Source organism: Mesorhizobium sp. USDA 4132, assembly GCF_056279545.1.
Genome location: NZ_JBWCCP010000001.1, coordinates 2,325,873 through 2,347,097, shown reverse-complemented (window position 1 = coordinate 2,347,097; position 21,225 = coordinate 2,325,873). Strand labels below are relative to the sequence as shown.

Below are 21,225 nucleotides of genomic sequence, written 5' to 3'. Positions count from 1 at the left end.
CGAAATACGGTGGCATCTTCTTCAGGTTGCATTCTCTGCGCCAACAAATTTTTTCCGACAAAACCGGTTGCGCGATATCCGGGATTGCCCTACGTTTTTACGGCAACGTTTCAGTGAGGGAGGAGACTCATGAATATTCGTTCTATGGCGGCTGTTCTTGCCGCAACCGTGATGCTGCCGCTTGGTGCGGCTCACGCCACCGATCTCGAAGTCACCCATTGGTGGACGTCCGGGGGCGAGGCTGCCGCTGTCGCGGAACTCGCCAAGGCTTTCAACGCAACCGGCAACAAATGGGTTGACGGCGCGATTGCAGGTTCCGGCGGTACCGCCCGTCCGATCATGATCAGCCGCATCACCGGCGGCGATCCGATGGCGGCCACCCAGTTCAACCACGGCCGCCAGGCCGAAGAACTGGTCCAGGCTGGCCTGATGCGCGACTTCACCGATCTCGCCAAGAAGGAAGGTTGGGACAAGATCGTCCGCCCTGCGGGCCTGCTGAAATCCTGCACTTTCGAAGGCAAGATCTATTGCGTGCCGCTCAACATCCATTCCTGGCAATGGCTGTGGCTTTCCAACGACGCCTTCAAGAAGGCGGGCGTTGCGGTTCCGAAGAACTGGGACGAATATGTCGCAGCAGCCCCGGCGCTTGAAAAGGCAGGCATCGTGCCGCTCGCAATCGGCGGTCAGGCCTGGCAGTCGACCGGCCTGTTCAGCGTGCTGACGGTCGCGATCGGCGGCAAGGAGATCTACCAGAAGGTCTATGGCGACAAGGACGCAAAGGTCGCGGCCGGTCCGGAAATGGCCAAGGTCTTCAAGGCAGCCGACGACGCCCGCAAGATGTCGAAGGGCACCAACGTCCAGGATTGGAACCAGGCGACCAACATGGTGATCACCGGCAAGGCCGGCGGCCAGATCATGGGCGACTGGGCGCAGGGCGAATTCCAGCTGGCCGGCAAAAAAGCCGGTGTCGACTACACCTGCCTGCCGGGCCTCGGCGTGAACGAGATCATCTCGACCGCCGGTGACGCCTTCTACTTCCCGGTCCTCAAGGATGCGGCGAAGACGAAAGCGCAGGAAGTACTTGCCTCGACGCTTCTCGATGCCAAGACGCAGGTTGCCTTCAACCTCAAGAAGGGCTCGCTGCCGGTGCGTGGCGACGTCGATCTTGCGGCCGCCAACGACTGCATGAAGAAGGGCCTCGAGATCCTTGCCAAGGGCAATGTCGTCACCAGCACCGACCAGCTCATCACGCAGGATACGCAGAAGCAGCTGGAAGACCTGATGTCGCAGTTCTTCGCCAATACCTCGATCACTGCCGAGGAAGCCCAGAAGCGCTTCGTGGCTATTTTCTCCAAGGCCGGTTGATCCGACAGACAGCGATCCAACAGCCGGCTCCGCGTCCGAAAGGGGCGGGGCCGGTGGTGGCTCGCTTCCAGCAGCCTTTGCCATCCAGAGGAGTTGACCATGGCGGCGCACATTCAGCCCGGCCGACCCAATCAGTTATTCCGCAATCTCAATTCGAAGATTGCCTCGATCCCGATGATGCTGACGGCCGTGGTGATCTTCCTCGGCGGCACGATCTGGACCGTCGTTTATTCCTTCACAAATTCCAAGCTCCTGCCACGCCTGTCTTTCGTCGGCCTGGAACAGTACGAGCGGCTCTGGGATACGCCGCGCTGGATCGTCTCGATCCAGAATCTGGCGACCTACGGGTGCCTGTCGCTGATTTTCAGCCTGACCATCGGCTTCCTGCTGGCCGCGTTGATGGACCAGAAGATCCGGTTCGAAAACACGTTCCGGACGATTTTCCTCTATCCGTTCGCGCTGTCCTTCATCGTCACCGGCCTTGTCTGGCAGTGGATCCTCAATCCTGAATTCGGCGTCCAATCGGTCATACGCTCGCTTGGCTGGACGAGCTTCGCGTTCGATCCACTCTACAATTCCGATATCGTCATCTACGGCATCCTGATCGCTGCACTCTGGCAAGGAACGGGGCTCGTCATGTGCCTGATGCTCGCGGGGCTTCGCGGCATCGACGAGGACATCTGGAAGGCGGCTCGGGTCGACGGCATCCCGATGTGGAAGACCTATCTCTTCATCATTATCCCGATGATGCGGCCGGTCTTCGTCACTACCTTGGTCATCATCGCCAGCGGCATCGTCAGGATCTACGACCTTGTCGTAGCGCAGACGAGCGGCGGACCCGGCATCGCCTCCGATGTGCCTGCCAAATACGTCTACGACTACATGTTCTTCGCCCAGAACCTCGGCCAGGGCTTTGCCGCATCCACGATGATGCTGCTCGCCGTCGCCATCATCATCGTTCCCTGGGCCTATCTCGAATTCGGAGGACGCAAGCGTGGATAAATCGCTCACGATGCCCATTTCCGGGCCTACCATCTCCGGGTCGACCGGTTCCCGGCTGGAAGCCGGTCCGCAGGGAAAACGCCCCCGCAAGGTCCTCTCTTCGCGCAATATCATCGTCTATGGTGCGCTTGGCCTGGCGGCACTTTATTACCTCCTGCCTCTCTACGTGATGGTCGTCACGTCGCTAAAGGGCATGCCTGAAATCCGTCTCGGCAATATCTTTTCGCCGCCGATGGAGATCACCTTCGAGCCCTGGGTGAAGGCCTGGGCGCAGGCCTGCACGGGCTTGAACTGCGACGGTCTTTCGCGCGGCTTCTGGAACTCGGTTCGGATCACCGTGCCATCGGTGATCGTGTCGATTGCGATCGCCTCGGTGAACGGCTACGCGCTTGCCAACTGGCGGTTCAAGGGTTCGGAGATCTTTTTCACGATCCTGATCGTCGGCGCCTTCATCCCCTATCAGGTGATGATCTATCCGATCGTCATCGTGTTGCGCGAAATGGGCCTCTACGGCACGCTCTACGGCCTCATCCTGGTGCATTCGATCTTCGGCATGCCGATCCAGACGCTGCTGTTCCGCAACTATTTCGTCTCGCTGCCGGAAGAACTTTTCAAGGCGGCGCGCATCGACGGGGCAGGGTTCTGGCAGATCTATTTGCGGATCATGCTGCCCATGTCGCTGCCGATCTTCGTCGTCTCGATGATCCTGCAGACCACCGGCATCTGGAACGACTTCCTGTTCGGCGTGGTGTTCACCCGCCCGGATACCTATCCGATGACCGTACAGCTCAACAACATCGTCAATTCCGTCCAGGGCGTGAAGGAATACAACGTCAACATGGCGGCGACGCTGCTGACGGGTGCGGTTCCACTGATCGTCTATTTCGTTTCCGGCCGGCTTTTCGTCCGCGGCATCGCGGCCGGCGCAGTCAAAGGATAAGCCTGATGCTCAACAATGTTTCCACGCGCACTCAGAGCAGCGTTTCCATCCGAGAACTGTCGCTGTCCTTCGGCTCGGTCAAGGTGCTAGAAAACCTCAACCTTGACATCCATGACGGCGAGTTCCTGGTCCTGCTCGGCTCGTCGGGCTGCGGCAAGTCCACGCTGCTGAACTGCATCGCCGGACTTCTGGAGCCGACCGAGGGCCAGATATTCATCAAGGACAAGAACGTCACCTGGGAAGAGCCCAAGGACCGCGGCATCGGCATGGTGTTCCAGTCCTACGCGCTCTATCCGCAGATGACGGTTGAGAAGAACCTCTCGTTCGGCCTGCGCGTCGCCAAGGTTCCGAGGGATGAGATCGACCGCCGCGTCGCACGCGCCTCCGGCATCCTGCAAATCGAGCCGCTCTTGAAGCGCAAGCCCTCGGAGCTTTCGGGCGGCCAGCGCCAGCGCGTCGCGATCGGCCGGGCGCTGGTGCGCGATGTCGACGTCTTCCTGTTCGACGAGCCATTGTCGAACCTCGACGCAAAACTGCGCTCCGAACTGCGCGTCGAGATCAAGCGGCTGCATCAGGCGCTCAAGAACACGATGATCTACGTCACCCACGACCAGATCGAGGCGCTGACGCTTGCCGACCGTATCGCCATCATGAAGAGCGGCGTCATTCAGCAGCTCGACGATCCGGTAACGATCTACAACCGGCCCAGGAACCGTTTCGTCGCCGGCTTCATCGGTTCACCGTCGATGAATTTTCTGAAAGGAGAACTGGCGGAGGAGGGCGATCATACCGTCTTCAAGACCAATGGCGTCAGTTTCTCCTTGGATGGCTATGATGCATCCGAACCGCTGAAACCCGGACGCCAGGTCATCCTAGGCGCCCGTCCGGAGCATATCAAGGTGGATGGCGATATCAACGGCGGCGAAATCCATGAGGCGGTGGTCGATATCGAGGAGCCCATGGGCGCCGACAACCTGCTATGGCTGAAACATGCCGGCCACGTGATGTCGGTTCGCATCGGCGGCGCACGGCGTTACGCCGTCGGCGCCAAGGTGCGCCTCGCCTTCGACATGAGCATGGCTTCACTGTTCGACGCGGGAACGGAAGAGCGGATCTGATGTTTGCGTGCAGTCAGTTGCAGATGGGCCGATTGCCCTTGGGGCAATTGTCGTCGCGGCAGGTAATACCCCCCTCTGTCCTGCCGGACATCTTCCCCACAAGGGGGGAGATCGACTCGCTGCAACGTCTCGCCATCCCCGGCGTTTATAGTGGGACTGGTGAACAGGCCCCCAGCCAATCTCCCCACCCGTGGGGGAGATGTCCGGCAGGACAGAGGGGGGCTGGCACGGCACGCCATGAATTTTGCGGACCGGTGCAATGACCACGATCGACCTCTCCGGCTCCTGGCAGCTCGCCTCTGCCGACGGAACGCATCGCACCCAGATGCCGATCCCGGGCGACGTTCACACTGCGCTGAAGATAGCCGGCATCATTCCCGACCCGTATTTCGGCCGCAACGAGAACGACGTGCAATGGGTTGCCAACGAAGATTGGACGGTCGAGCGGCGCTTCACGCTCGATGATGCGGCCGGTTCCTGGTATCTCGACATCACCTACCTCGATACGGTCGCGACCGTCTTCGTCAACGACGTCCCGGTGCTTCAGGCAGACAACTGTTTTCGCCGTTACCGGCCGGACGTGTCGAAGGCGCTGAAGGCTGGCGAGAACACGGTCCGCATCCTTTTCCATTCCAGCATCGCCGAAGGGGCGGAGCGCCAGGCGCGGCAGCCCTTCTACATTCCCTATTCCACGACCAATTCGCCGATCCCGAACGGCAATATGCTGCGCAAACCGCAATGCCATTTCGGCTGGGATTGGAATGTCGCGCTGGCGCCGCTCGGGCTTTACGGCGAAATCGCGCTGCAGAGGCTCGAAACCGCCCGTATCGAAAACATCGTCACCAGCCAGAGACATGAGGCGGGCGCGGTCGATCTCATCGTGACGGTCACGCTTTATGCCGAAGGGCAGGGCGTGCTGCCTGTGTTCTTTTCATTCGGAGACGAACGGGTCCGGCTCGATTGCGGCGTGCGTGCTGGCGAAACGACGGTCACTCACCTCTTTCACATCGACGACCCGAAGCTCTGGTGGCCCTTCGGCAGCGGAGAACAGGCGCTCTACGAATTGACGGTCGGCACCCCCACCGAAGCCATCACCCGCCAGATCGGCCTCAGGACCGTTGAGCTGCTAACCGACCCGGACGAGGCCGGCAGCCGTTTCGCCTTCCGCGTCAATGGCCGCGAGATCTTCTGCCGCGGCGCCAACTGGATCCCGGCCGACGCGCTGTTTTCCTTATCGAGCCGGGAGAAGACCGAGGACCTGCTGCGCTCCGCGGTCGATGCTCACATGAACATGATCCGTGTCTGGGGCGGCGGCTTTTATGAAGCGGACTGGTTCTACGATCTCTGCGACCGCTTCGGCCTAATGGTTTGGCAGGACTTTCAGTTCGCCTGCAATCTCTATCCATCGACGCCCGATTTCCTCGAAAACGTTGCGGCGGAAGTCGAGTACCAGGCCCGCAGGTTGATCTCGCATCCCTCCATCGTGCTCTGGTGTGGCGATAACGAACTGGTCGGCGCGCTGACATGGTTTCCGGAATCCCGCGAGAACCGCGACCGCTACCTCGTCTCCTACGACCGGTTGAACCGGGTCATCGAACAGGCGCTCGACAAGGCCGCGCCCGATGCCATCTGGTGGCCGTCCAGCCCTGCTTCCGGTTATCTCGATTACGGCGACGCCTGGCATGCGGACGGTTCGGGCGACATGCATTACTGGTCCGTCTGGCACGAGAACAAGCCATTCGACAATTACCGCTCTGTCCGCCCGCGCTTCTGCTCGGAATTCGGCTTCCAGTCCTATACGTCGCTGCCGGTCATCGAGACCTATGCCGCGGCCAAGGACATGAATATCGCTTCGCCAGTCATGGAGCATCACCAGAAGAATGTCGGTGGCAACGAGCGCATCGCTGGCACGATGTTCCGCAACTTCCGCTTTCCAACGGATTTTGCCAATTTCGTCTATCTCAGCCAGGTACAGCAAGGATTGGCGATCAAGACCGCCGTCGATTTCTGGCGGTCGCTGAAGCCGCATACGATGGGTGCGCTTTACTGGCAGCTCAATGACACCTGGCCGGTCGCCTCCTGGTCCAGCCTCGATTACGGCGGCAGCTGGAAAGTGCTGCACTACATGGCAAAGCGCTTCTTCCAGCCGATCACGGTTGCGGCGATCCCGTCCGACGACGTCCGGGAAATCCGCTTCTCGCTCGTCAACGACACGGCGGAGGATGTGACGGTGACGCTCAACCTTTCGCTCCTGACGCTCAAGGGCGAACGCAGTTCGCTTCGGCGTGTGGAATCCGTCTGTACGCCGGATGCGGCCGTGACCGTGCTGACGTTACCGACCGCAGATATTCCCGAGGGCGGGATCCTCGCCTGGAGCTTTACCGCGTCGAACGGCATGGCCGGCGAGGGGCATCATGTGCCGGGCACTTACAAGGCCCTGGAACTCGAACCGGCAGGGCTTGAGCTTGCCGCGTCTCCATCCGGAGACGGAGGTTTTGATCTCGTCGTCAAGGCCGAGAGCCTCGCCCTTTTCGTGCTGATCGAGAGCGGCACGCCCGGCCGTTATTCCGATAACGCTTTCGATCTCGCCGCCGGCGAGAGCCGCAGCATTCGCTTCACGCCCGCCGTCCCGACGGACGCGATCCCGCAATTCCGCATCTACGACCTCTATTCCTGCCAGGCGGCAGGCTGAGGTCTCTATCAAGGGAGGAACACCATGACGAAACTCGGTTTTCAGCTTTATTGCGCACGCAACTTTCCGCCGCTCTCGGATGTCCTGAAGAAGGTTGCGCAGGCCGGCTATACGGAAGTCGAAGGTTATGGCGGCATCTATGCGACGCTTGACGAAGCAGGCCTGAAGACGCTCAAGGGTGATCTCGATGCCAACGGCCTGACCATGCCGACCGGTCACTTCGGTATCGACCTTCTCGAAAAGGAGCCGGAACAGGCGCTGCTGATTGCCAGGACGCTCGGCGTCGAGGCGATCTATTGCCCGCATCTCGTCGCCGACCAGCGCCCAACCGACGCCGCCGGATGGTTCGCCTTCGGTCAGCGCTTGCAGAACGTTGGCAAACGCTATTGGGATGCCGGTTATACGTTCGGCTGGCATAACCACGACTTCGAGTTCAAGACGCTGCCGGACGGCTCGACCCCGCAGGAGCAGATCCTCGCCGGTGGTCCTGACCTTGCCTGGGAAGCGGATATCGCCTGGGTGATCCGCGGCGGCGCCGATCCGTTCGCCTGGATCGAGAGCTACGCCAAACGCATTACCGCCGTCCATGTCAAGGACATCGCGCCGGCCGGCGAAAACGCGGATGAGGACGGCTGGGCCGATGTCGGCCACGGCACCGTTCCGTGGAAGGACCTGATGGCGGCGCTCAAAAAGACGTCCGCAAAACATTACGTCCTCGAACACGATAACCCGAAGGATCTCGATCGGTTGCTGACGCGGTCGATCGCTTCCTTCAAGACCTATTGATCACAGGAATTCCGGAGTTTTCCATGCCCAAGGAACTTGGCGTCGGCATCATGGGATGCGGCAATATTTCTACCACTTACTTCAAACTGTCGCCGCTCTTCAAAGGCCTGAAGGTTCTCGCCTGCGCGGATCTCAACGAGCACGCGGCCGAAATGCGCGCCGAGGAATACGGCGTCAAGGCGCAGTCGATCGAGCAGATGCTTGCCAATGACGAGCTCGACGTGATCGTCAACCTGACCATACCGGCGGCGCATTTCGCCGTCTCCAAGGCGATCCTCGAAGCCGGCAAGCACGTCTACTCGGAAAAGCCGCTGGTCATCACGCTGGAGGAAGGCAAGGCGCTGCAGGCGCTCGCTAGGGAGAAGGGTCTGTCGGTGGGCTGCGCGCCGGACACTTTCCTCGGCGGCGCGCACCAGCTCGCCCGCAAATATATCGACGAAGGCGGCGTCGGGCGCATCACGTCGGGCACCTGCCACGTGATGAGCCCGGGCATGGAGATGTGGCATCCCAATCCCGGCTTCTTCTTCCTCGAAGGCGGTGGGCCGATCCTCGATCTCGGACCCTATTACATCGCCAACCTCATCAACTTCCTCGGTCCGGTGAAACGGGTCGGGGCACTGACATCGATGGCGAACCCGACCCGCCTCGTCACTAGCGAACCGCTGAAGGGCCAGGTGATCCCGGTCGAGACGCCGACCAACATCCATGCGCTGCTCGAATTCGTCAACGGCGCGACGATCACGCTCTTGGCAAGCTGGGATGTCTGGTCGCATCGCCACGCCAATATGGAGCTCTACGGCACCGAGGGCTCGATCTTCGTGCCCGATCCGAACTTCTTCGGCGGCACTGTCGAGGCGAGCGGACGCAACAAGGATATCCAGCCGCTGGACCCTTGGGATCATCCGTTCGGAATCAACAACCAGGAACATCCGCAGGGACCACGCGCCAACTACCGCACGGCTGGTCTCGCGGACATGGCGATGGCGCTGATCGAAGGCCGCGATGCGCGCTGCTCGCTGGAGCGCACGCTCCACGGCGTCGACGTGATGACCTCGATCCTGAAATCCGGCGAGGAAGGGCGGTTCATCGAGCTTTCGACCACCTGCACCCAGCCGGCGGCGCTCGGCATCGACGAGGCGCTGGCGCTTCTGCGCTGATCGGCTATGAATGCGGCGCGCACCGCTTGAGACATGGGCGCGCCGCATTTCATTCGGAGGAAACGACCATGACCTGGCAACCAGCGTCCAACCGCTACGAAACCATGAAATACAACCGCTGCGGCCGTTCGGGACTAAAACTCCCGGCGATCTCGCTCGGCCTCTGGCACAATTTTGGCGACGACACGCCGCATGAACGCAAGGTCGCGATCACTCGCAAGGCCTTCGATCTTGGCATCACCCATTTCGATCTCGCCAACAACTATGGCCCGCTGCCCGGCAGCGCCGAGACCGCCTTCGGCCAGATCCTGCGCGAGGATTTCAAGGGGTATCGCGACGAACTGATCATCTCGTCGAAGGCCGGCTACAACATGTGGCCGGGTCCCTATGGCGAATGGGGCAGCCGCAAATACCTGATCTCTTCCTGCGACCAGAGCCTGAAGCGGATGGGTCTCGACTATGTCGACATCTTCTATTCGCATCGCTTCGACCCGGATACGCCCCTCGAAGAGACGTGCGGCGCGCTTGATCACATCGTCCGCTCGGGCAGGGCGCTTTATGTCGGTATCTCGTCCTACAATTCGAAGCGCACCCAGGAAGCAACCGCGATCCTGAAGGAACTCGGCACGCCTGTTCTCATCCACCAGCCGAGCTATTCGATGATCAACCGCTGGGTCGAGGAAGATGGGCTGCTCGATACTCTGGAAGACCTCGGCATCGGCTCGATCGTCTTTTCGCCGCTGGCGCAAGGCATGCTGACCTCGAAATATCTCGGCGGCATTCCGGAAGACAGCCGTGCCGCGCAGGGCAAGTCGCTGCGGCCTACCTTCCTGAACGACCGGAACATCGCCAACCTCAAGGCGCTCAACGCAATCGCCGAAAAGCGGGGCCAGACGCTGGCGCAGATGGCGCTTGCCTGGGTGCTGCGCGGAGGCCGCGTGACCACGGCGCTGATCGGCGCCAGCCGTCCGGAACAGGTCGAGGACTGCGTCAGGTCGCTCGACAATCTGGAGTTCACGGCGGCTGAACTCGCCGAGATCGACACCTATGCCAAGGATGCCGACATCAACCTCTGGGCCAAATCGGCCGAACGGGCAGGGCCGGCGCGGTAAGGGAAGGGCGGCGGCTTCGAGTTGCCCCTCATCCCCCTGCCTGGGCCTTCTCCCCGTTCTGACGGGGAGAAGGGAGATGTGGCACGGCCGGCGCTCCGAAGTCCTTCTCCCCGCAAGCGGGGAGAAGGTGGCGGCAGCCGGACGAGGGGCAAGGACTCAGTTTCTATTTTGCGAGGAGAACATGATCCACAACCCCATCCTGCCGGGCTTCAATCCTGATCCGTCCATCTGCCGGGTCGGCGAGGATTACTATATCGCCACCTCCACCTTCGAATGGTATCCGGGCGTGCAGATCCATCATTCGCGCGACCTGGTGAACTGGACGCTCAAGCGCCGGCCGCTGGAGCGGGCAAGCCAACTCGATATGCGCGGCAATCCCGACAGTTGCGGCATCTGGGCGCCGTGCCTTTCCTATTCCGACGGGCTGTTTTTCCTGGTCTATACGGACGTCAAACGCTTCGATGGCAATTTCAAGGACGCCCACAACTACATCGTCACCTCGCCGACGATCGAGGGCGAATGGTCCGATCCGATCTATGTGAACTCCTCCGGGTTCGATCCGACGCTCTTCCATGACGACGACGGCCGCAAGTGGTTCCTCAACATGCAATGGAACCACCGCACGGAGAGCTACGGCGGCGCGCCGAAACATCCGGCCTTTGACGGCATCCTGCTGCAGGAGTGGGATTTCGAGACGAGGGCGCTCAAAGGCCCGATCAAGAACATATTCGCCGGCAGTTCGCTCGGCCTGGTCGAGGGGCCGCATGTGTTCAAGCGCAACGGCTGGTATTACCTGACGACTGCCGAGGGCGGCACCGGTTACGACCATGCCGTCACCATGGCGCGCGCGCGTTCGATCGACGGGCCGTACGAGATGCATCCGCAGACCCATCTCATCACCTCGAAGGACCATCCGAAAGCCGTTCTGCAGCGAGCCGGCCATGGCCAGTACGTCGAAACGCCGGAAGGCGAAGCGTACCATACCCATCTCTGTGGCCGGCCGCTCGCGCCGCAACGCCGCTGCACGCTCGGCCGCGAAACGGCGATCCAGAAATGCATCTGGGAGGACGACTGGCTCTATCTCGCCCAGGGCGGCGTCGTGCCCGATGTCGACGTGCCGGCACCGGGCAACGTCACGCATATCGAACAGCCTGTCCGCATGGAGCGCTCATTCGACGACAAGGTCCTACCGCCGGAATTCCAGTGGCTGCGTACGCCTCATCCGGAACGGTTGTTCAGCCTGACCGAGCGTCCCGGTCACTTGCGTCTTTTCGGCCGCGAAAGCATCGGATCCTGGTTCGAACAATCGCTCGTCGCCCGCCGGCAGGAACACCATTCCTTCCGCGCCGAGACGGTGGTCGACTTCTCGCCCGAGACGTATCAGCAGGTCGCGGGTCTGACGCACTATTACAATCGCCACAAGTTCCATTCGCTGGTGGTGACCCTGCACGAAAAGCTTGGCCGCGTGGTGACGATCTTTTCCTGCCCGGGTGATTTTCCGCATGGGCGCATGAGCTTTCCGGCAGGGAGCGGCGTTTCCGTACCCGACGGCCCGGTACATCTCGCCATGGAGATCCGCGACAACGACCTGCAATTCTTCTGGCGCGCCGGCGGCTCCAACGATTGGCAGGAACTTGGTCCGGCGCTCGATGCCGGCGTCATCTCTGACGAGGGTGGCCGCGGCGAACACGGCTCCTTCACCGGCGCATTTGTTGGCCTCTTCGCCTTCGACACGTCGGGACGGGCGAAGGCTGCGGATTTCGACTATTTCGTTTATGAGGCGCTAATTCAGTAAATTCTAAATATCAGGAAGTCAGCGGAACGCATTAATTTCATTACGAAAACGTAATGCGTCAATTCAGATACGGTTCATCGTTTGGGTCCTAGTTTCCAAGCGTGGTCAACACGAGGAAACACCCAATGAAAAAGTTCTTTGCAATCCTTCTTTCCGCAACCTTGCTTGCCGCTCCGCTTGCGGCCCAGGCGCAGGATCGTCATTCTCCTCCGGAGCGGACCAGGACCGTGACTCGCACGGTGACGATTCAGAAGAAGGTCGTGGTCGTAAAGCCGCGCTGGTCCAGGGGCCATCGCATGACGGCCGCCGAGCGTCGCCGCATGGCGGAAATCCGCGATTATCGCCGTTACCGCCTGTCGGCTCCGCCGCGCGGTTATCACTGGGTCAAGGTCGACAACGACTTCCTGCTGGTTGGCATCGCGAGCGGCGTGATCTCGCGTTTCATCGTGGCTCGCTGAGAAAGATCGGCCTGCGGGGGTATTTGCCTTCCCTCCCGCAGGCCTCGCACGTTCGCCGCTACGCGTATCGGCGGTCGCACTTTTCGTTGCCCGACCTTACGTCCCCTGCGACAGGCAATTCTTCATGGAGCTCGCGAGCCCACGCATCAGCTCGAAATAAAGGCCGGGACCGGGCTTCAGCGTCGCGGCTTCGGGGTCGAGCGTGCCTGAACGGGCAGGCGTGCCTTCCGTCACCACTGCCACCAGCTTCGGCTCGAACTGGGGTTCTGCGAAGACGCAGGTGGCACCCAGTTCCTTCACCTTCTTCTGGATCTGGCCGACACGTTCGGCGCCGGGCATCGTCTCTGGGCTGACGGTGATCGAACCCGCGACGCTCACCCCATAACGATTCTCGAAATATTGATAGGCATCATGGAAGACGATGAAGGGCTTGTCCTTGACCGGCGCGATCGTGGCCTTGAGCTCGCTATCAAGCGTGTCGAGATCCTTCATCAGCGCAGCGCCATTCGTCTGATAAGTGGCGGCATTCGCCGGGTCGGCGCCGACCAGCGTCTTTTCGATTTCCGCAGCCATCGCCTTGGCATTCATCGGGTCGAGCCAGAGATGCGTGTCGAAACCGCCATGCCCGTCGTGGTCGTGCTCGGCATGATTTTCGGTGGCGTGGTCGTGATCACCGTGCTCATGGTCGCCATGTTCATGTGCGTCCTCAGCCTCATGTCCGTGATCATGTGCCTCGAAGGCGCCGCTCTCGCGGAAGGGCAGTTTTTGCAATCCGGGTGCATCCTCCAGCTCGATCACCGTTGCCGAGGCCGCCAGCGCATCCAGCGGCTTTTCAAGGAAGGCCTCGATACCGGGGCCGATCCAGAAGATCACGTCGGCGCTTTCGATGGCCGCGGCATTGGAGGGTTTCAGCGAGAATGTATGGGGCGAGGCGGCGCCATCGACAATCAGTTTCGGCTCGCCGACACCCTTCATGATCGAGGCGACGAGCGAGTGGATCGGCTTGATCGAAACCACCACGTCCGGCGCCGCCAAGCCTTGGCCTGCACCCACGAAAAATGCCGCGGAGGAGAGGAGGAAGATCGAAGCCAGTTTCATGCTGCGTCCTTGTATTCCATAGTAATGTTATTACATCAATTGCGTTATGCTATAACGTGTGTCATAGCCACTGACAACAGGGAATCCGGAAAAACATGCTGATGTCCAATCGGCCTCGCGCCCCAAAAACCGAAAGCCAATTGGTATCGCTTGCCAATGCCGGCATTCGCCGCGATGGCCGCTGGCTGGTGCGGGGCGTCGATTTCTCGATCCGGCGCGGCGAGGTGGTCACGCTGATCGGTCCGAATGGCGCCGGCAAGTCGACGACAGCAAAGCTTGCGATCGGGGTGCTGCGCCCGGACGAAGGATCGGTCGCGAGATTGCCCGGCCTGCGCGTCGGGTATGTGCCGCAGAAACTGGCGATCGACTGGACGATGCCGCTTTCCGTGCGTCGGCTGATGCGGCTGACCGGCCCGCTTGATGACACCGATCTTCTGGCGGCGCTGGCCTCAACCGGCATCTCCCATCTCATCGACGCCGAGGTCCGGCATCTGTCCGGCGGCGAATTCCAGCGGGCGCTGCTGGCCCGGGCGATCGCTCGTAAGCCGGATCTGATGGTGCTCGACGAGCCGGTGCAGGGCGTCGATTTTGCCGGCGAGAGCGCGCTTTACGACCTGATCCGCTCGATCCGGACGACGACCGGCTGTGGTATCCTGATGATCTCGCACGACCTGCATATGGTGATGGCCGGCACCGACACCGTCATCTGCCTCAACGGCCATGTCTGCTGCCGCGGCACACCGGAAGTGGTGAGCCAGAGCGCCGATTACCTGAAACTCTTTGGCAATTCGCGTTCGCTCGCGGTCTACAGCCATCACCACGATCACACCCATCTGCCGGACGGCCGGGTGATGCATGGCGACGGTTCGGTCACCGACCACTGCCATCCCGATGATGGGCATCATGATCAGGATGGGCATGATCACGACCATTCCGACCATGACCATCATGGCGGCCACCATCACGGCGATCATGCCGAGGCGAAGGGAGAGGGCCGTGTTTGACGACTTCTTCACCCGCGCGCTCGTCGCCGGCATCGGCGTCGCATTGACGGCCGGGCCGCTCGGCTGTTTCGTCGTCTGGCGGCGGATGGCCTATTTCGGCGATACGATGGCGCATTCGGCGCTTCTCGGGGTGGCGCTGTCGCTGTTCTTCCAGATCAACCTGCTGGTCGCGGTCTTCGGCGTCGCGGTCGTCGTGTCGCTGCTGCTTCTGGCGCTGCAGCGACGGCAGTCGCTGTCGGCGGATGCACTGCTTGGCATTCTCTCTCATTCAGCTTTGGCGATCGGCCTCGTGCTCGTCGCGTTCATGACCTGGGTCCGGATCGACCTCATCGCCTTCCTGTTCGGCGATATCCTCGCCGTGACGCGCACCGATATCGCGCTGATCTGGGGCGGCGGGGTGCTGGTGCTGGCGGCGCTCGTCTGGCTCTGGCGGCCGCTGATCGCATCCACGGTCAGCGAGGATGTGGCCGAAGCCGAGGGCATGAAGCCGGCGCAGACGCGGCTGCTCTTCATGCTTCTGATGGCGCTGGTTATCGCCATCGCGATGAAGATCGTCGGCATCATGCTGATCACCGCGCTTTTGATCATCCCTGCGGCGACGGCGCGGCGGTTCTCGGCAAGCCCGGAGCTGATGGCGGTGCTCGCCTCGCTGATTGGCGCACTCGCCGTGGTCGGCGGCCTGTTCGGCTCGCTGCACTACGATACGCCGTCCGGCCCTTCCATTGTGGTCGCGGCGCTCTTACTTTTCATTGTAAGCCTGCTTCCCGCAGCGGGTAAAAACACGGCCGAAAAGGCCGGCAACCAAGGAGTGCGATGATGAACGCACCAGTTTCGACCCCGACATCCGCTCCGGCGCTGACCAAAAACCAGTCGCTCGTCTTCGATGTTCTCGACCGCGCCGATGCGCCGATGAGCGCCTATACGATCCTCGACCGGCTGCGCGACCACGGGTTTCGTGCGCCGCTGCAGGTCTACCGGGCGCTCGACAAGCTTTTGGAATTCGGCATGGTGCATCGGCTCGAAAGCCTCAACGCCTTCGTCGCCTGCGCCCACCCAGAAAGCGAATGCTGCGGCAAGGGGCATGGCCATGGGCACGGCACGGTCGCATTTGCGATCTGCGAAAGCTGCGGCCATGTCTCGGAATTTCACGACCACGAGGTCGATCATCGCTTAAGCGACTGGGCAAAGAGCAAAAACTTCAAGCCTGCCAAGACGACCATTGAGATCCGCGGGCTGTGCGGCGCCTGCGCCGCCTAAAGAAGCCGAAGGTCGCGGGCGAACCGCTTCCAGTTGGCGACGTAGCGGACTGCCGACTGTTTCAGCTTCTCGACCGCCTCGTCGTCGAGCGTCCGAGTGACTTTCGCAGGCGACCCGACGATGAGGGAGTTGTCGGGAAACTCCTTGCCCTCGGTGACCAGGGCATTGGCACCGACCAGGCAGTTCCTGCCGATCTTCGCGCCGTTCAGGATCGTCGCACCCATACCAACCAATGAATTGTCGCCGATCACGCAGCCATGGATGATTGCATGGTGGCCGATCGTGCAGTTTTCGCCGATCGTCGCCGGATAGCGCGGATCGGTATGGATCATCACGCCTTCCTGGATGTTCGAGCCTTTGCCGACGATGATCGGCTCGTTGTCGCCGCGCAGCACCGAGCCGAACCAGATGCCGACATCCTCGCCGAGTTCGACCTTGCCGATGATGGTCGCATCCGGCGCCAGCCAGAAACGGTCGGGGCCGGGCGTTTTCGGCTCGAATTCTCCGAGTGCATAGATCGGCATGGTTTTCCCTTCCGTCGCGGTTCTGTCAGGCAACTGTCAGCGACAGCGTTCCGACGCCGTCGATGCCACAGGTAACCCTGTCGCCGCGCACCACGGCGCCGACGCCCGCCGGCGTGCCGGTCATGATCACGTCGCCGGGGGCGAGGACGAACAGTTTCGACAGTTCGGCGATGATCTCCGGCAGTTTCCAGATCAGCTGATTGAGGTCGCCGGACTGTTTTCGCGCGCCGTTGACGTCGAGCCAGACCGCGCCTGCTTGCGGATGACCTATCTTTTCGGCCGGGACGAGGGCGGAGACGGGGGCCGATTTCTCGAAGGCCTTGGCGGCCTCCCACGGACGGCTCATCTTCTTGGCGACATCCTGCAGGTCGCGGCGGGTGAAGTCGATGCCGACGGCATACCCGTAGACGTTGGACAGCGCGTCTCCGACCGAAATATCGGCACCGCCGCCGGACAGCGCCACGACCAGTTCCACTTCGTGGTGGACGCTGGAGGAGAGCGGCGGGTAGGGGAAGGTCTCGCCGTTATAGATGTTGTCGGCATTCTTCTGGAAAAAGAACGGCGGCTCGCGGGTCGGGTCGCCGCCCATCTCGATCGCGTGGTCGGCATAGTTGCGTCCGACGCAATAGACCCGGCGCACCGGAAAGCGCTCCGCCACTCCCTCGACCGGCAGAAGAACGGTTTCGGGCATGGGGATCACGGTCGCGAGCATGGAAGACATCCTGAGAAAACTGTGGGCACGGGTCGATAAAGACGGTGCCCTTTGTCTCCCAATTCGCCGATTAATCCTAGCACTTTTTCAAGACCGCAGGAAAAGCTTGCGCCCGGCGGAGGGAGGTTTAGTGAAGCGCAATTTCAACCCTTGATAGTTCATGCTAGATTATTTCAGTGATTCGTTGAATAAACCGGCCGGGTCTTTCGGCGGCCAAACTCGTCAATAATAGTGCCCCGGATCCGCGGCATCCAAGCGGGCCTCACGAACACAGTTGGATATTACAACGGCTGAGCTGCGGGGCTCATTGTATCGAGCGTCAGGTTCCCGAGCCGGTGCCAGAATGGGGCTAACTGGTTGTCGACACAGCAGATACTCACCGGCGACTTCCTGGCGGGCGGTGGCGAAATGGCCGAGCTCGTCCGAACAAAGGACTGGAGCGACACACCGCTGGGGCCGATCGGTCGATGGCCTCAAAGCCTCAGGACAACCGTCAGTCTTTGTCTCGCCTCGAATTTTCCGATCAACGTGATCTGGGGCGCCGAAAACACCCAGATCTACAACGACGGGTATCGCACCGTGTGCGGCTCGGCTCATCCCCGCGCGCTCGGGGAGGATTACAGCGTCACTTGGTCAAGCGCCTGGCCGGCGATCGGCGAGCCATTTCGTCAGGCGCGCCAGGGAGATACGTCATTCCTCGAAAACCAGCGGATGTTTCTGACCCGCAACGGCTATCTTGAGGAAACGTTCTTTACCTTCTCGCTTTCGCCGATCCGGGACGAGACCGGCGAGATCGGCGGCTTGTTCCATCCGGTGACGGAGACGACGGCGACCATGCTGTCGGAACGGCGAACCCGCGCACTCCGGGATTTGAACGCCAGTCTGGCTTTGGCGGAAGACATGGACGACCTGTCGCGACGCGTCGTTGAAGTCCTTGCACAGTTCGAATTCGATCTGCCGCTTGTTCTTCTCTACCATTTGTCTTCGGATGGGAGCAGTTATGGGCTTGCAGCGCAGTATGGTCTGCCGTCTCGACGTATCGCATCGATGGCCACAATCGACGCGCACTCGAATGCCCCATGGCCGATGGAAAGGGCACTGGCGACAGGCGGCCCTCTGGGGGTCAACGGTCTTTCCGAATTCTTCGAGGGTGCGGGGTCTTATGATGAGCCTCCCGATCGGGCGCTCCTTCTTCCCATCGCCGTCCCCGGCCTGAATCTGCCTCCGGTCTTCGTGGTGGCCGGCGCCTCGCCACGCCTGCCTTTCGACGACACCTATATGGGCTTCTACGAACTGCTTTCGACGGCGATCACCGCCGCCGTCGCCGCCGTGCGGGCGCGTACCGACGAGCGGCGGCGGGCCGAAGCGCTGGCGGAAATCGACCGCAGCAAGACCATGTTCTTTTCGAACGTCAGCCATGAATTCCGTACCCCATTGACGCTGATGCTCGGGCCGCTCGCCGACGTGCTTCAGCAGCCCGAGGCGCTTTCGTTCGAGGACAGGCAGCGAATTCTTGTCGCCCAGCGCAATGGCCAACGGCTGCTGAAACTGGTCAACACGCTGTTGGACTTTTCAAGGATCGAGGCGCAGCGCGTGCAGGCCTCCTTCGAGCCGATCGATATCGGCAGCCTGACCGCGGAGCTGGCATCGAATTTCCGATCCGCGATCGAACAAGCCGGGCTGAGGCTGGTTGTCGATATCGCGGACTTGCCCCAGCCGGTCTATCTCGACCGGGACCTCTGGGAAAAGATCGTCCTGAACCTGCTTTCCAACGCGTTCAAGTTCACATTTCAGGGCGAGATACGCATCAGCGTGAGGCCGTCGGACGACGGGGAACGGGCCGAAATCACGATCCGCGACACCGGTACGGGAATTGCGGCTGAGGAGTTGCCGCGTCTGTTCGAGCGCTTTCACCGCATCGAGGGTGCGAAAGGCAGATCATTCGAGGGCTCCGGCATCGGGCTCGCCCTGGTGCAGGAACTGGTGCATCTTCAGGGTGGGGAAATCCGAGCCGAAAGCCGGCTTGCCGAAGGCACGTCCTTCTCGATCTCGATACCGTTCGGAAGGGCGCATGTCCCTTCGGAGCAAATGCGAACGCCCCAGCCGGTCGAGAACAATACCGGCAGAGCTCGGGCTTTCGTCGACGAAGCGATGTCATGGCTTGCGGCGGGCGATGCCGCGGGGGCCGCTTCGATATTGCCAGCTGCGAGCACGGAGATGGCCGAAACGCTCGCTCCGACGGGGCATGTCCTTCTGGCGGACGACAATGCCGATATGCGTGCCTATGTGGAGCGGCTGCTGTCGACATCCGGCTTTACGGTCGAGACGGCGGCTGATGGCGAGGCGGCGCTTAACGCCGCACGCCTCAGACGGCCGGACCTCATCGTTTCCGACGTCATGATGCCGGGGCTCGACGGATTTGGCCTGCTGTCGAGGATACGGGCCGACGACGATCTCCGGGATCTGCCCCTCATCCTCCTTTCCGCCCGAGCCGGCGAAGAGGCAAGGCTGGAGGGGATGCGCGCCGGTGCCGATGATTATCTTGTGAAGCCCTTTTCGGCTCGAGAACTGGTCGGGCGCATTTCGGCGTCTATCAGGCTGTCGCGCGATCGGCGCGAGGCGCTTCTGAAGGAAAACGCTGCGCGCCTGGAAGAGCTTAATGCGGATCTGGAGCGCCGCGTTCTGGAACATTCGCGCGAGCGGGGACGGACGTGGAAATATAGCCCGGACCTGCTGTCGGTGATCGATTTTCAGACCGGCCTATTCGAAAAGACCAATCCCGCCTGGGAGAAGACCCTTGGTTTGAAAGAGGAGGAGCTCCTGGGCACGCCGTTGCGGGCGCTCCTTCATCCGGACGACGTCGTCGCCAGCGAAACTGCGTTTCAGGCGGCGCAAAGCGGCATGCCCGTGCTTCACTTCGAAAACCGATGCCGGACCCGCGAGGGTGACCATCGCTGGCTCTCCTGGGTGGCTGTCATCGTCGACGACAAGCTCTATTCCAGCGCCCGTGACGTCACCGAGCAGAGAAGACGCGACGACGAGCTGAGAAAAACGCAGGAAACGCTGCGCCAGGCCCAGAAGATGGAAGTGATCGGCCAGCTCACCGGCGGGGTCGCGCATGATTTCAACAACCTCCTGATGGTGATCTCCGGTGGATTGGATGTCCTCGACAAACGCGACGATCCGGCGCGGCGGGAGCGCATCAAAAGCGGCATGCTACAGGCGGTCAATCGCGGAGCGTCGCTCACCAGGCAATTGCTGACCTTTGCCCGGCGGCAGCCATTGAAACCGCAGCCGATCGATCTTCGCCACCAGATTTCCGAGATGCGCGAACTTCTCGACCGGACCCTCAGCGGAGATATCAGTATCGACGTCGACGTCGATATGGGGGTGTGGCCGGTACAGGCCGATCCGGCCGAACTCGAACTCGTCCTCCTGAACCTTTGCGTCAATGCGCGCGATGCGATGCCAGATGGCGGGACGATCATCATCAGCGCGTCCAACTCCGTCGTCGATGCGTCGGGTCAAAGGGGCGACGTGGTGAAGATCACCGTTGCCGATAGCGGGATGGGAATGCAGCCCGAGGTTCTCAAGCGGGTGTTCGAACCGTTTTTCACCACGAAGGACATCGGCAAGGGATCGGGATTGGGTCTTGCGCAAGTTTATGGTTTCGTCGAGGCCTCCGGCGGATCGGTCGAGATCAACAGCGAACCGGGCGTCGGAACAGCTGTAGACCTCTGGCTTCCCCGGTCGATCGAAGCGTCATTGGGGGCGACCGGCAACCATTCGTCCCGAGCCCAGGGGGACGCCGACAGGAGCGTCGCCGGAAAAATCTTGGTCGTGGAAGACGACGACAGCGTCGCTATGCTGGTCAACGACATGCTCGACCAACTTGGCTATTCCGTGACCCGCGTCGATGGGGCCGCCGCCGCGTTGAGCGTGCTCGCGTCCGATGCCGAGCCGGACTTGATGTTTTCCGACATCATGATGCCTGGCGGCATCAATGGTGTCGATCTCGCCAAGGAGGTCAAGCAAAGGCATCCAAAACTGCCGATCCTGCTCACATCGGGTTATGCGGACGTGCTCAAGAGCGCTGCGACCGCGGAAGGCGTGGAGATTTTGCCAAAACCCTACAGTCTGCGGCAGCTTTCGGAGGCTCTTCGGGCAACGATCCCGGATGCCCGCGAATAACGCGGGCCAGGTGC

17 protein-coding genes are annotated in these 21,225 nt (G+C 61.4%); 14 read left to right on the top strand and 3 right to left on the bottom strand.

The features are described from left to right. The first annotated feature begins 129 nt into the window (after window positions 1-129). The 10 genes from ACZ9IU_RS12110 (at window position 130) to ACZ9IU_RS12065 (ending at window position 12,425) form a co-directional block, all read left to right on the top strand. A complete protein-coding gene (locus tag ACZ9IU_RS12110) occupies window positions 130-1,365 on the top strand; it encodes an ABC transporter substrate-binding protein (RefSeq protein ID WP_038543251.1) in 1,236 nt (411 codons plus the stop codon). A gap of 99 nt (window positions 1,366-1,464) precedes the next feature. After that, window positions 1,465-2,367: a carbohydrate ABC transporter permease gene (locus ACZ9IU_RS12105; protein ID WP_038543249.1), complete on the top strand. Its 903-nt coding sequence runs from the start codon at window positions 1,465-1,467 to the stop codon at window positions 2,365-2,367. 10 nt (window positions 2,368-2,377) lie between these two features. Continuing rightward, window positions 2,378-3,307 (top strand): carbohydrate ABC transporter permease, encoded by a 930-nt coding sequence (locus ACZ9IU_RS12100; RefSeq protein ID WP_038549253.1) that lies wholly within the window; start codon window positions 2,378-2,380, stop codon window positions 3,305-3,307. Between the two features lie 5 nt (window positions 3,308-3,312). Next, window positions 3,313-4,425 (top strand): ABC transporter ATP-binding protein, encoded by a 1,113-nt coding sequence (locus ACZ9IU_RS12095; protein ID WP_038543247.1) that lies wholly within the window; start codon window positions 3,313-3,315, stop codon window positions 4,423-4,425. 259 nt (window positions 4,426-4,684) lie between these two features. After that, a complete protein-coding gene (locus tag ACZ9IU_RS12090) occupies window positions 4,685-7,117 on the top strand; it encodes a beta-mannosidase (protein ID WP_038543245.1) in 2,433 nt (810 codons plus the stop codon). Between the two features lie 24 nt (window positions 7,118-7,141). Continuing rightward, window positions 7,142-7,903, top strand: coding sequence for a sugar phosphate isomerase/epimerase family protein (locus ACZ9IU_RS12085; protein ID WP_038543243.1), 762 nt, complete (start codon window positions 7,142-7,144; stop codon window positions 7,901-7,903). A gap of 23 nt (window positions 7,904-7,926) precedes the next feature. Then, complete coding sequence (locus ACZ9IU_RS12080; protein ID WP_038549251.1) at window positions 7,927-9,060, top strand: Gfo/Idh/MocA family protein; 1,134 nt, start codon at window positions 7,927-7,929, stop codon at window positions 9,058-9,060. A gap of 68 nt (window positions 9,061-9,128) precedes the next feature. Beyond that, window positions 9,129-10,172 (top strand): L-glyceraldehyde 3-phosphate reductase, encoded by a 1,044-nt coding sequence (gene mgrA, locus ACZ9IU_RS12075; RefSeq protein WP_038543241.1) that lies wholly within the window; start codon window positions 9,129-9,131, stop codon window positions 10,170-10,172. 181 nt (window positions 10,173-10,353) lie between these two features. Further along, window positions 10,354-11,967 carry a glycoside hydrolase family 43 protein gene (locus ACZ9IU_RS12070; protein WP_038543239.1) on the top strand — a complete coding sequence of 538 codons (1,614 nt, stop codon included), beginning with the start codon at window positions 10,354-10,356 and terminating at the stop codon, window positions 11,965-11,967. Window positions 11,968-12,092: 125 nt separating this feature from the next. Then, window positions 12,093-12,425 carry an RcnB family protein gene (locus ACZ9IU_RS12065; RefSeq protein WP_038543237.1) on the top strand — a complete coding sequence of 111 codons (333 nt, stop codon included), beginning with the start codon at window positions 12,093-12,095 and terminating at the stop codon, window positions 12,423-12,425. Between the two features lie 96 nt (window positions 12,426-12,521). Here ACZ9IU_RS12065 and ACZ9IU_RS12060 read toward each other — a convergent pair whose 3' ends face one another. Further along, window positions 12,522-13,523 carry a zinc ABC transporter substrate-binding protein gene (locus tag ACZ9IU_RS12060; protein WP_038543235.1) on the bottom strand — a complete coding sequence of 334 codons (1,002 nt, stop codon included), beginning with the start codon at window positions 13,521-13,523 and terminating at the stop codon, window positions 12,522-12,524. Window positions 13,524-13,618: 95 nt separating this feature from the next. Here ACZ9IU_RS12060 and ACZ9IU_RS12055 point away from each other — a divergent pair, with 95 nt between their 5' ends. Genes ACZ9IU_RS12055 through ACZ9IU_RS12045 form a run of 3 tightly spaced genes read left to right on the top strand, consistent with a single transcriptional unit; the run spans window position 13,619 to window position 15,784 of the window. Next, window positions 13,619-14,527 carry an ATP-binding cassette domain-containing protein gene (locus ACZ9IU_RS12055; RefSeq protein ID WP_038543233.1) on the top strand — a complete coding sequence of 303 codons (909 nt, stop codon included), beginning with the start codon at window positions 13,619-13,621 and terminating at the stop codon, window positions 14,525-14,527. After that, window positions 14,520-15,344 (top strand): zinc ABC transporter permease subunit ZnuB, encoded by an 825-nt coding sequence (gene znuB / locus ACZ9IU_RS12050; RefSeq protein WP_038549249.1) that lies wholly within the window; start codon window positions 14,520-14,522, stop codon window positions 15,342-15,344. The genes ACZ9IU_RS12055 and znuB overlap by 8 nt, the downstream gene beginning before the upstream one ends. Beyond that, window positions 15,344-15,784, top strand: coding sequence for a Fur family transcriptional regulator (locus ACZ9IU_RS12045; protein WP_038549247.1), 441 nt, complete (start codon window positions 15,344-15,346; stop codon window positions 15,782-15,784). Before znuB ends, ACZ9IU_RS12045 begins: the two co-directional genes overlap by 1 nt. On the opposite strand, the gene ACZ9IU_RS12040 is transcribed toward ACZ9IU_RS12045, so the two are convergent. Together ACZ9IU_RS12040 and ACZ9IU_RS12035 are read right to left on the bottom strand one after the other, a co-directional pair. Then, window positions 15,781-16,308: a gamma carbonic anhydrase family protein gene (locus tag ACZ9IU_RS12040; protein WP_038543231.1), complete on the bottom strand. Its 528-nt coding sequence runs from the start codon at window positions 16,306-16,308 to the stop codon at window positions 15,781-15,783. The two genes, ACZ9IU_RS12045 and ACZ9IU_RS12040, sit on opposite strands and share 4 nt — an antisense overlap. A gap of 25 nt (window positions 16,309-16,333) precedes the next feature. Next, the gene (locus ACZ9IU_RS12035; protein WP_038543229.1) at window positions 16,334-17,020 is read right to left on the bottom strand and encodes a fumarylacetoacetate hydrolase family protein; all 687 of its coding nucleotides are present in this window, start codon (window positions 17,018-17,020) and stop codon (window positions 16,334-16,336) included. Window positions 17,021-17,377: 357 nt separating this feature from the next. On the opposite strand from ACZ9IU_RS12035, the gene ACZ9IU_RS12030 reads away from it, so the two are divergent. Beyond that, a complete protein-coding gene (locus tag ACZ9IU_RS12030) occupies window positions 17,378-21,211 on the top strand; it encodes an ATP-binding protein (protein WP_051899727.1) in 3,834 nt (1,277 codons plus the stop codon). Window positions 21,212-21,225: the final 14 nt, after the last annotated feature.